Source organism: Streptomyces sp. NPDC060194 (genome assembly GCF_042728285.1).
Taxonomy (GTDB): domain Bacteria; phylum Actinomycetota; class Actinomycetes; order Streptomycetales; family Streptomycetaceae; genus Streptomyces.
Genome location: NZ_JBHWZH010000070.1, coordinates 19,901 through 31,188 on the forward strand (window position 1 = coordinate 19,901; position 11,288 = coordinate 31,188).

Here is an 11,288-nt window from a genome sequence, read left to right on the forward strand (position 1 = left end):
TGATCATCGCTCCGATCTCAGCCTAGAGCCTGCGGCGCGGCGGGGTCGGCCGGGCGGTGAACCGCGGCCGGGCGGGCGCGGCGGGGCGTGCATGCGGACGGGCGGTGGGCAGGTCGGGGGTTGGCGGGCAGGCGGCGGGTGCGGACGGCGGGGTTGCCCGCAGGCGGCGCAGCAGGAGCGGCCCGGCGGTGCAATGCGGGTGGGCGGGCGCGGGGGGGCGGGCGGACGGACGGGCGGACGGGCGGACGGTGGGCAGGTCGGGGGTTGGCGGGCATGCGGCGGGTGCGGGCATCGGCTCGCGCACGGGTGCGGTCCGGTTCGGGCGCCTCGCCGCCCCGCCCGGGGCGCGCGGATTCTGCGAGGCGACGCGAACCGGGTGCGGGGAGCCGTGGCGGGGAGGACGATGGAGCTGCGCGCCGTCGCCGTCATCGGAGCGTCGTCGCGTCGTCGCGCACGAAACAGCTTCGCCCCGTCTCATCCGCCGCCTCCGGAGGACCCGCCATGGACTGGACGCTCGAAGTCATCGAAGTCCCCGTCTCGGACATCGACCGCGCGAAGGCGTTCTACGCCGAGCAGGTCGGCTTCAAGGTCGACCTCGACAGCGAGGTCGGGCCCGGGATGCGGATCGTCCAGCTCACGCCGCCCGGCTCGCGCTGCTCGATCGCGCTGATCGCCGGGATGCCGCTGCCCCCCGGCGCCCCCGAGCGGGCCGAGCCCGGCTCCCTGCGCGGCCCGCAGCTCTGCGTCACCGACATCACCGCCGCCCACGCCGAACTCACCTCGCGGGGCGTCGACGTCTCCCCCGTCCAGCACGTCGGCGCCACCGGCTGGGAGCCCGGCCCCGGCGACCCGTGGAACTCCTTCGCCTTCTTCACCGACCCCGACGGCAACGCGTGGACGCTCCAGGAGGCGCCGTCCCCGCTCTCGGAGCGCTGAGGTGTCACGACCGGCGCGGTCGTGACCTTCCCCATCGGGTGCCGTCGATGACGAGGGACAGGCCCCAGACCACGATTCCGGCCGCCACCGCGGCGTAGTTGTCGAAGGTCAGTCCGGCGATCAGCATCGCGGTGCCCACCGCGTCGAACAGCCGCAAGCCGCCCTCGCCGCGCGTGTACACGCCCCGGCGGACTCGAACCGCCACCACCGTGAGATGGACGGCCTGCACCACGATCAACCCGGCGAAAACCCACACCTTGACCTCGGAGAATCCCATGCCGCGCAATCTAGGGGCGTCTCGGCCGGCCCGAGCGGCGGAAGGGTGAACTCCGGCCGAAGTCGCGGCGCCGTCAGCCCTCCCACACGGAGGCCGGCGGCAGACCGCGCTCGGCGCGGGCGCGGTCGGTGAGCTCCTGGACCAGCTCGGTCTTCGCCTCGGTGTAGGCGTCCGGATCGCTGCCCGCCTCCGCGATCCGCCGCTTCAGCAGCGCGTACCGGGTCGCGTCCTCGGGGTGCGCCCTGAGGTGGTCGCGGAACAGCCGCTGCGCGCGGTGCGGCCAGCTCGCCGCGGTGACCACATGGAAGTGATGGGTCCGGCGGCCGTCCGCCTGTCGGACGAACAGCAGCCGCTCCGGCATCCCCGGATCCAGCGGCACGTATCCGAGTCCCGCGAGCACGGCCCCCCGGCGCTCCACCGCTTCCAGCTCCTCCGCCGCGCCCATCAGGTCGATGACCGGCTTGGCCGCAAGACCCGGCACGGCGGTCGACCCGATGTGCTCGATCTCCCCCACGACCCCGCCGAGCGCCCCCCGCAACTCCCCGATCGCGCCCTCCGCGAGCCCCGGCCAACGGGGGTCGTACGGAACGATCTCGGTGCGCTGCGCGGGCGGTCGACTCATGCCCGGCACCCTCTCACAGCGGCGTGCTCGCGGCCCTGCGCCGCTTGAGCCGCTGGAGCCCGCGGGTGACGAAGTAGGCGGCCACCAGCAGCCAGCCGAGCCCGGTGACGACCACCGCGGCGATGTGTGTCCAGAACAGCAGGCCGCCGAACATCAACACATAGCCGACGGCTTCCGTCAGTTGGATCAGGGCTTCGCTGCGGGGCACCTCGCGGCGCCGCAGCCGCCGCAGCACGGTCTTCAGGTACAGGGCGTTGAGGAACAGCAGGAGGCCGAAGAACCAGCGCATCACCTCGGGAAAGAAGTCCACGCGCCGCAACGTAATGCCGCGCCGACCGGCCCGGGCGGCGGAAGGCTGAACTCCGCCGGAAGTCGGGGGGCGGCACCAACAGCGCCGGGTCGACGGCGGGTTGTCGCCGTCGGCCCGGGCGGGGTCGCCGGAGGCCCTACGCCTTGCGCTCCTGCCAGCGGTTGGTGATCGGCAGGCGGCGGTCCTTGCCGAAGCCCTTCGCGGAGATCTTGGTGCCCGGCGGGTACTGCCGCCGCTTGTACTCCGCGGCGTCGACCATCCGCAGGACGCGCGTGACGAGCTCGTCGTCGAACCCGGCGGCGACGATCGCGTCGCGCCCCTGGTCGCGGTCGACGTACATCGCCAGCACGCGGTCGAGCACGTCGTAGTCCGGCAGCGAGTCGGTGTCGACCTGGTCGGGCCGCAGCTCCGCGCTCGGCGGCTTGCTGATGGAGTTCTCGGGGATCGGCGGCGTCTGCCCCCGGTCGGCCGCGGCCCGGTTGCGCCACCGGGCGAGCCGGAAGATCGCGCTCTTGTAGACGTCCTTGATCGGCCCGTACGCGCCCACCGAGTCGCCGTAGAGCGTCGAGTAGCCCACCGCCAGCTCGGACTTGTTGCCCGGGGCGAGGACGATGTGCCCCTCCTGGTTGGAGAGCGCCATCAGCATCGTGCCGCGCAGCCGGGACTGGAGGTTCTCCTCGGCGAGCCCGGTGAGACCGAGCGAGCCCATGTACGCGTCGAACATCGGCGCGATGGGCACGGTGCGGAGGTCGAGCCCGGTGCGCCGCGCCAGCTCCTCGGCGTCGCCGATGGAGTGGTCGGAGGAGTACCGCGACGGCATGGCGACGCCGTAGACGTTCTCCGCGCCGAGCGCGTCGCAGGCGAGCGCCGCGGTGAACGCGGAGTCGATGCCGCCGGACAGGCCGATGAGCACCGAGCGGAACCCGTTCTTCGCGACGTAGGCGCGCAGGCCGACGACCAGCGCCGTGTAGACCTCCTCGTCGTCGTCGAGCCGGTCGGCGTACCCGCCGAGCAGCTCGGGCTCGTACGCGGCGAGCGGCTCCCCGGAGACGACGACGTGCTCGATCCGCAGCCCGTCGTCCACGACGCCGGACGGCGGGACGGCCGCGGCGGCCGGCAGGTCGAGGTCGAGGACGACGCATCCCTCCTCGAACTGCGGGGCGCGCGCCACGACTTCGCCCCGTGCGTCGACGACGATCGTGTCACCGTCGAAGACCAGCTCGTCCTGGCCGCCCATCATCGCCAGGTACGCCGTCGTGCAACCGGCCTCCTGGGCGCGCTTGCGGACGAGTTCGAGGCGGTCGTCGTCCTTGTTCTGCTCGTACGGCGAGGCGTTGATCGACAGCAGCAGGCCCGCGCCGGCCGAGCGGGTCGCGGGCACCCGGCCGCCGTCCTGCCAGAGGTCCTCGCAGATCGCGAGCGCGACGTCGACGCCGTGCACGCGCAGCACGGGCAGGGTCTCGCCGGGCACGAAGTAGCGGAACTCGTCGAAGACGCCGTAGTTCGGCAGGTGGTGCTTGGAGAAGGCGAGCACCACCTCGCCGCGGTGCAGGACCGCGCCCGCGTTGCGGGGCGCGCCCGCCGGCTGGCCGAACTTCGGCACCGCGTGGTCCGTGCGGTCCAGGTAGCCGACGACGACCGGCACCTCGCCGAGGCCCTCCTGGTGGAGCGTCGCCGCCAGCGCGTGCAGCGCGGCGCGCGAGGCGTCGACGAAGGACGAGCGCAGGGCCAGGTCCTCGACGGGGTAGCCGGTCAGCGCCATCTCGGGGAACGCCACGAGATGCGCGCCCTGCTCGACGGAGTGCCGGGTCCAGTGCACGATCGTCGCGGCGTTCCCGGTGAGGTCGCCGACGGTCGAGTCGATCTGATTCAGGGCGAGGCGTAGTTGAGGCACGCCCCCCAGTGTAATCGTCAATCCGACGCGATGTCCTGCGGGCGGGGTGTGACGCGCGCGGCACGGGATGCGGCACGGGGCACCGTACGGCGCCGGCGGGCGGGGCGGCCTGCGGCGCGCGGGCCGGGCGCGGGGCGTCGCGCGGCGACGGCGGGCGGGGCGGGCGCGGGGCGTCGTCCGGCGACGGCGGGCGGGGCGGCGTGCGGCGACGGCGGGCGGGGGGCGTCCTTTGCCGACGGCGGGCGGGGCGGCCCGCGGCGGGTGGGCCGGCCGGGCGGGGGCCGGTCCGGTCTTGAGCGCGGGCCGGCCGTGTGCGGGAGCCGCGCGGGCCGGCCGTGTGCGCGAGCCGCGCGCACCGCCCGGTGCCGAACCCCGGAACGCCGGACCGCCCCGGCGGACGCCTCGCGTCGCGTCAGCCCTCCGCCGTCGCCCCGCGCTCCGCCGTCGCCCCGCGCTCCTTGAGCATGTCCGCCATGAGCTGGATCTCGGAGTTCTGGCCGGCGACCATGTCCCCCGCCAGGGTCTTCTCGACGTCGACCGTGCACTTCTGCTCGCACGCCTGTGCCATGTGGACGCCGCCCTTGTGGTGCGCGGTCATGAGCTGCAGGTAGAGCACCTCGGCCGCGCGGCCGTTCGCCTTCCGGAGCTTCTCCAGGTCGGTGCGGGTGGCCATGCCGGGCATCAGCGAGCCGTCGCCGACCCCGTCCGCCGGCATGCCCATCCAGGTCATCGGCTTGTCGGGGGTGGACTTCGGCTCGCCCCACATGTCCAGCCAGCCCAGCATCATCCCGCGCTGGTTGGCCTGGGTGTTGGCGATGTCGTACGCGAGCCGCCGGACCTCCTCGTCCTTCGTGCGGTCGCGCACGATGAACGACATCTCAACGGCCTGCTGGTGGTGCACCGACATGTCCCGGGCGAACCCGGAGTCGGCCGCGGCGGGCCGCTGCGCCTCCGGGTCGCCGCCGGCCGTGGCGATCGTGACCGCGCCGGCGGTGACGAGCACCGCCGTCGCGCACAGCCCGGCCCACGCTGCGGTGGGACGCAGGCTCACTGCCCGATCCCACCCGTGCAGGCGGCGCCCTTCTCAGGCGTCTGCGGGCCCTGGACGTACTTGGTGAAGAACTGGTCGACCCGCGGGTCGGACGCCTTGTCCACCGTCAGCTGCTTGCCCCAGGCGGACAGCATGATCGTGCCCTTCTGGCCGTCGTACGGGCTCATCAGGGAGTACGGGGTCTTGCCGACCTTCTCCTCGAGCGCCTTGACGTCCGCCTCGGCGGCGCTCTTGTTGTACGTGACCCACACCGCGCCGTGCTCCAGGGAGTGCACCGCGTTCTTGTCGGCGATCGCCTGCTTGTAGACGTCGCCCTCGCAGTTCGCCCACACCTGGTCGTGGTCACCGCCCACCGGGGGCGTCATGTCGTACTTCACCGGCTCGGTGACGTGGTTGCGGCCGAGCTTCTTCGGGTCCCAGGACTTCTCGCCCTCGACCGGCTTCCTGGCCTCGGCGGCCTGCTGCTCGTCCTTCTCGTTCGCGGCGCTCACCGCCCAGTAGGCCCCGCCGCCGATGGCCAGGACGATGACCGCGCTGACGGTGATCGTGAGGATCCGGTTGCGTCGGTCGCGCGCCTGCTCGGCCCGGCGCATCTCCTCTATTCGGGCGCGGCGGTCGGACGCGTTCTTCTTGGCGGAACCCATGGTGAAGTCCTTCGGGGGGTGCGGGCAGGGCAGCCTTCGAATCGTATGTGGCAGGTGGGACGGCGTACACCGATCCCGGACCCGTAATCTGGCGGAAACCGCGCCCGGCGAGACTGGACCTGTTTCCGCCTGCCGGGACGGTGGTGCACAGGCCGTCTGAACTGCGAGGATGTTAGCCATGGACAAGCAGCAGGAGTTCGTGCTCCGCACACTTGAGGAGCGCGACATCCGATTCGTGCGCCTGTGGTTCACCGATGTGCTCGGCTTCCTGAAGTCGGTCGCGGTGGCCCCCGCCGAGTTGGAGCAGGCCTTCGACGAGGGTATCGGCTTCGACGGCTCGGCCATCGAGGGCTTCGCCCGGGTCTACGAGTCGGACATGATCGCCAAGCCGGACCCGTCGACGTTCCAGGTGCTGCCGTGGCGCGCGGAGGCGCCGGGTACCGCGCGGATGTTCTGCGACATCCTGATGCCGGACGGCTCGCCGTCGTTCGCCGACCCGCGCTTCGTGCTCAAGCGGATCCTGGCGAAGACGTCGGACCTCGGGTTCACCTTCTACACCCACCCCGAGATCGAGTTCTTCCTGCTGAAGAACAAGCCGACCGACGGCTCACGGCCGACCCCGGCGGACAACTCGGGCTATTTCGACCACACTCCGCAGAACGTCGGCATGGACTTCCGCCGGCAGGCGATCACCATGCTGGAGTCCATGGGCATCTCGGTGGAGTTCAGCCACCACGAGGGGGCGCCGGGCCAGCAGGAGATCGACCTGCGGTACGCCGACGCGCTCTCCACCGCGGACAACATCATGACGTTCCGGCTGGTCATGAAGCAGGTCGCGCTCGAACAGGGCGTGCAGGCGACGTTCATGCCGAAGCCGTTCTCGGAGTACCCGGGCTCGGGCATGCACACCCACCTCTCGCTCTTCGAAGGCGACCGCAACGCGTTCTACGAGTCGGGTGCGGAGTACCAACTCTCCAAGGTGGGACGGTCGTTCATCGCCGGGCTGCTGAAGCACGCGGCGGAGATCTCCGCGGTCACCAACCAGTGGGTGAACTCCTACAAGCGCATCTGGGGCGGCTCGTCCCGCTCCGCCGGCGCGGGCGGCGAGGCCCCCTCGTACATCTGCTGGGGCCACAACAACCGCTCCGCGCTCATCCGCGTCCCCATGTACAAGCCCGGCAAGACCGGTTCGGCGCGCGTCGAGGTCCGCTCCATCGACTCCGGCGCGAACCCCTACCTCACCTACGCCGTCCTCCTCGCCGCCGGCCTCAAGGGCATCGAGGAGGGCTACGAGCTCCCCGCCGGCGCGGACGACGACGTCTGGGCCCTCTCCGACGCGGAGCGCCGCGCCATGGGCATCGAACCCCTCCCCCAGAACCTCGGCGAGGCCATCGCCCTCATGGAACGCAGCGAACTCGTCGCCGAAACCCTCGGCGAACACGTCTTCGACTTCTTCCTCCGCAACAAGAAGCAGGAGTGGGAGGAGTACCGCAGCGAGGTCACGGCGTTCGAACTCCGCAAGTCCCTTCCGGTGCTGTAACCCCAGCTCAGACGGGTTTCACCCGCGCACGTCCACTCCGGGCCGACGGCACTCCGCCGTCGGCCCGGAGTCGCTTCTCACCCCGGACCGTCCACGGGCCGCCGGGCGCGGTGTCCTCCCAGGCAGGCGCGACGGGGATGGCGGTCGACGCCGCCGTCATAGCCAGGATCAGGATCGGCGTCAGCCTTGAGCAGGAGCAGGTCGACCGCATTCGGGCCATGCGGAACGGGCCGGGATGGACGTGTCGGCGTACGCCGTGCACGTCGCCGTCCGGCAGACGGCAGAGACCGAGGCCATCGAGGCGCGGTTCGCGCAGGTGGATGCCCTGATCGCCGAGGCCGAGGCGGGAGCGCACGCACCGCCCCCGAAGACGGCACCGACGACGCCTGGGTGGCCCTCGCCGCGGCCCGGCACGGGAGCGCGGTCGTCTTCACCAGTCACCCGGACGACCTCCGTCCGTACCTGGAGGTCCTCGACGCGCCTGACGTGCACGTCGTCACGGTCTGAGGCACCGGGTCCGGCGTCAGCCGCCTGCCGACACCGACTCCCGTCGGGCCGAGGAGGCGACGAGGCGTTCCGAGCCCGTCGGGGCGGATCGGCGGTGGTCGACCGCGTACGCCACCAGGGCGACGGCGATGCCGAGGAGGGCGAGGGCGGAGCCGGCGAGGGCGGGGGAGGTGGTGCCGAGGCCGGCGGCGAGGGTGAGGCCGCCGAGCCAGGCGCCGCCCGCGTTGGCGAGGTTGAAGGCGGCCTGGTTGGCGGAGGAGGCCAGGGAGGGGGCCGAGGAGGCCTTCTCCATGACCATGAGCTGGAGCGGCGAGCCGGTGACGAACGCGGACATCCCGAGCAGGGTGACGCCGACGGCCGCGGTGACCTCCGCGCGCATGAGCAGCGGGAAGAGGGCGAGGACGACGGCGAGGGCGATCAGCCCGCCGAAGAGGGTGCCGCGCAGGGAGCGGTCGGCGAGGCGGCCGCCGAGGAGGTTGCCCGCGGTGGCGCCGACGCCGAAGAGGGCGAGCAGCAGGGTGACGGACGCCTCGGCGAAGCCGGCGGCGTCGGTGAGCATCGGCGTGACGTAGCTGTACGCGGCGAACAGCGCGCCGAAGCCCGCGACGGTGGTCGCGAAGGCGAGCCAGACCGGCAGCGTGCCGAGCGCGGCGAGCTCGCGGCGCAGGCCCGCCTCCTGGCGGCGCTCGGGGCCGTCGGCCGGGACGAGCAGCGCGAGCGCGGCCATCGCGGCGACGCCGATGACGGAGACGGCGAGGAACGTCGCACGCCAGCCCGCCTGCTGGCCCATCAGCGTGGCGAGCGGAACGCCGACGACGTTGGCGACGGTCAGGCCGAGGAACATCAGCGACACCGAGCGCGCCTTGCGCTCCGGCGCGACGAGCTGGGTGGCGACGACCGCGCCGACGCCGAAGAACGCGCCGTGCGGCAGCCCGCTGAGGACGCGCGCGGCGAGCAGCCAGTGCTCGTCGGGGGCGAGCGCGGAGAGCGCGTTGCCGACGACGAACAGCGCCATCAGCCCGATGAGCACCGTCCGCCGGGGCATCCGCGCGGTCGCCGCGGCGAGCAGCGGCGCGCCGATCACGACCCCCAGCGCGTACGCGGACACCAGGTGGCCGGCGGCGGGGAGGGAGATGTGCAGGTCGTCCGCGACGTCGGGGAGCAGCCCCATCATCACGAACTCGGTGGTGCCGATGCCGAACGCGCCGATGGCGAGTGCGAGCAGGGCGACGGGCATGGCGAAGGAACCTTTCGGCGGGTGGAGCGGGACACGGGTTAAGTTCAGCTACTGAACAAAGAGTGTCACCCGAAGTGTTCCCGCGTCTAACCGGCGGGTTTCGACGAGGTGAAACCCGCTCCGGCCCGGACCCTCAGAGCGTGACCGTCGCGGCGATCGGCAGATGGTCGCTGCCGGTCCTCGTCAGCGACCAGGACCGCTTCGGCTCGACCCCCTTGACCAGGATCTGGTCGATGCGCGCCATCGGGAACTTCGCGGGCCAGCTGAACCCGAACCCGTCGCCCGCCGCGCCCTGCGTGGACCGCATCTGCGAGGTCACCGCCCGGAGCGAGCGGTCGTTCATGGTGCCGTTGAGGTCGCCGAGCAGGATGACGTCGTCGAGCTGCTCGCGCGCGATCGCCTCGCCGAGCGCGTCCGCGCTCTGGTCGCGCCGGCTGGCGGTGAAGCCCGCGTCGAGCTTGACCCGCACCGAGGGCAGATGGGCGACGTAGACCGCGACGTCGCCCCGGTCGGTGGCCACGGTCGTGCGCAGCGCGCGCGTCCAGCCGAGCTTGATGTCGACGGGCCGCGTGGCGCTGAGCGGGTACTTGCTCCACACCCCGACCGTGCCCGCCACCTGGTGGTGCGGGTACTCCTTCGCCAGCGCCCGCTCGTAGACCGGCACGGCGTCCTCGGTCAGCTCCTCCAGGGCGATGACCTGCGCCCCCGACGCGGCCACGGACCGCGCGGTGCCCTCGGGATCGCCGTTCTCCGCGTTAACGTTGTGCGTGGCGACGGTGAGGTCGCCGCCGCCGCCCGACTTGTCGGTGATCAGGCCGCCGAACATGTTCGCCCACACGACCAGCGGGATCAGGGTCGCCACGAGGGCGGTCGCCGAGCGGCGCAGCAGGCCGAGCACGACCAGGACGGGGACGCCGAGGCCTAGCCACGGCAGGAACGTCTCCAGGAGGCTGCCGAGGTTGCCCGCCCGGTTGGGGACGTCCGCGTGGAGGATCATCACCAGCGCGAGCACCACGGCGCACACCGCGAGGACGATCCCCCGCCGCCACATCCCGCGTCCGGCCCGCCACCGCGCGCCGAACCGGCGCCGGCCCGCCGCGGGCTCCTCGGCCCACTCCCGTCGGTCGTCGGCGGGCTCGTCGGCCCGTGCGCCGCGGCCGTCGGCGGGCTCGCCCGGCCACGTCCCCGCGGGCTCGCCCGGCCACGTCCCCGCGGGCTCGGCCGCGTACTCCTGCGGCCCGCCGGGCCGGTTCGCGTTCCCGTGTCCCATGTCCGTCATGTGCGCCGCGCCATACCGTCGTCCTTACCGTCTGCCGTCCGCTCGGCCCGCCTACGACCCTAGGCGATGACCAGCGTCTTTCCGGTCGTTCTCGCTAAACGACGGGGGGCGGGGACGGAGAGGTTCCGATGCGTCGCGGATGTGACAGAACCCGCACACGCGGCGCGCCCGGCCGGAAGGGCGGACCGGGTCCGGGGGCGGGCGACCGCCGGGGGAGGACCGTGCCGCCCCGGCGGCGGGTTCAACGTGGCCCGATGCCCCGCATCACCGCATCGACGATCTCCGCCGGCAGCTCCGCCGGCAGCTCGCCGTCCGACCGGAGGACCGACCGCACCAGGATCGGGCCGAAGACGAGGTCGTTGACGAGCCCCGGATCGAGGTCCGCGCGGATCTCCCCCGTCTCCATCCCCCGCCGGATGACGGCGAGCGCGGCTGCGCGCCGCCCCTCGACGACGGTGTCGTGGTAGGCCGCCCACAGCTTCGGCAGCGTCTTCATCTGGGCGAACACGCTGTGGATCAGCATCGACGACTGCTTCGCGAGCCCCCGCTGCCGCAGCGACTCCAGCATCGCGAGGAGGTCGTCGCGCACGGACGTGCCCGGCAGCGGCGGATCGGCCGGCTCCATCGTCTTCATGACGTCGACGAACAGCGCCTCCTTGCCCGACCAGCGCCGGTAGATCGTCGCCTTGCCGACGCGGGCCGCACGGGCCACGCCCTCGACGGACAGCTCGGCGAGCGGGGTGCCCTGTTCGAGCAGGTGGACGACGGCCTCGATGATCGACCGCTCGACGGCCTCGCTGCGGGGCCGCCCGCGCGCCGCTCCGCCCGCCGACGCGCCTGCTCCGGTCGCCTGCCGCTCCTCCGGGGACACCCGTAATCCGCCTCTCGCCGACTGCTGCCGAGACCGCTGTGGCCAGGGCCGATTGTGCCTCAGCGGGCCCGTGCGAGCGGAACCGCCGCCCGCACGGGCCCGCCGGGGGCCGTGCGGGAA

Annotated in this window: 11 protein-coding genes; 2 read left to right on the forward strand and 9 right to left on the reverse strand. The window is 72.8% G+C overall.

The window, feature by feature from the left end:
- Positions 1-501 precede the first annotated feature (501 nt).
- A complete protein-coding gene (locus tag ACFWEG_RS17090) occupies positions 502-936 on the forward strand; it encodes a VOC family protein (RefSeq protein ID WP_387215570.1) in 435 nt (144 codons plus the stop codon).
- 4 nt (positions 937-940) lie between these two features.
- On the opposite strand, the gene ACFWEG_RS17095 is transcribed toward ACFWEG_RS17090, so the two are convergent.
- The 6 genes from ACFWEG_RS17095 to ACFWEG_RS17120 form a co-directional block, all read right to left on the reverse strand.
- A complete protein-coding gene (locus tag ACFWEG_RS17095) occupies positions 941-1,213 on the reverse strand; it encodes a hypothetical protein (protein ID WP_387215573.1) in 273 nt (90 codons plus the stop codon).
- Between the two features lie 73 nt (positions 1,214-1,286).
- A complete protein-coding gene (locus ACFWEG_RS17100) occupies positions 1,287-1,835 on the reverse strand; it encodes a GrpB family protein (RefSeq protein WP_387215576.1) in 549 nt (182 codons plus the stop codon).
- Positions 1,836-1,848: 13 nt separating this feature from the next.
- A complete protein-coding gene (locus tag ACFWEG_RS17105) occupies positions 1,849-2,145 on the reverse strand; it encodes a hypothetical protein (protein WP_387215579.1) in 297 nt (98 codons plus the stop codon).
- Positions 2,146-2,281: 136 nt separating this feature from the next.
- The gene (locus tag ACFWEG_RS17110; RefSeq protein ID WP_387215582.1) at positions 2,282-4,039 is read right to left on the reverse strand and encodes an NAD+ synthase; all 1,758 of its coding nucleotides are present in this window, start codon (positions 4,037-4,039) and stop codon (positions 2,282-2,284) included.
- Between the two features lie 412 nt (positions 4,040-4,451).
- Positions 4,452-5,084, reverse strand: a complete 633-nt coding sequence (locus tag ACFWEG_RS17115; protein WP_387215597.1) for a DUF305 domain-containing protein — start codon at positions 5,082-5,084, stop codon at positions 4,452-4,454.
- 2 nt (positions 5,085-5,086) lie between these two features.
- On the reverse strand, positions 5,087-5,734 hold the full coding sequence (locus ACFWEG_RS17120) for a DUF3105 domain-containing protein (RefSeq protein ID WP_387215585.1): 648 nt from the start codon (positions 5,732-5,734) through the stop codon (positions 5,087-5,089).
- 178 nt (positions 5,735-5,912) lie between these two features.
- Between ACFWEG_RS17120 and ACFWEG_RS17125 the strand changes: the two genes are divergently transcribed.
- On the forward strand, positions 5,913-7,274 hold the full coding sequence (locus ACFWEG_RS17125) for a glutamine synthetase family protein (protein ID WP_387215588.1): 1,362 nt from the start codon (positions 5,913-5,915) through the stop codon (positions 7,272-7,274).
- A gap of 523 nt (positions 7,275-7,797) precedes the next feature.
- Here ACFWEG_RS17125 and ACFWEG_RS17130 read toward each other — a convergent pair.
- From ACFWEG_RS17130 to ACFWEG_RS17140, 3 genes are all read right to left on the reverse strand, one after another.
- A complete protein-coding gene (locus ACFWEG_RS17130; RefSeq protein ID WP_387215591.1) occupies positions 7,798-9,018 on the reverse strand; it encodes an MFS transporter in 1,221 nt (406 codons plus the stop codon).
- A 133-nt stretch (positions 9,019-9,151) separates the two neighbouring features.
- Complete coding sequence (locus tag ACFWEG_RS17135) at positions 9,152-10,069, reverse strand: endonuclease/exonuclease/phosphatase family protein (protein WP_387215599.1); 918 nt, start codon at positions 10,067-10,069, stop codon at positions 9,152-9,154.
- Positions 10,070-10,538: 469 nt separating this feature from the next.
- Positions 10,539-11,168 (reverse strand): TetR/AcrR family transcriptional regulator, encoded by a 630-nt coding sequence (locus tag ACFWEG_RS17140; protein ID WP_387215594.1) that lies wholly within the window; start codon positions 11,166-11,168, stop codon positions 10,539-10,541.
- Between the last annotated feature and the right edge of the window lie 120 nt (positions 11,169-11,288).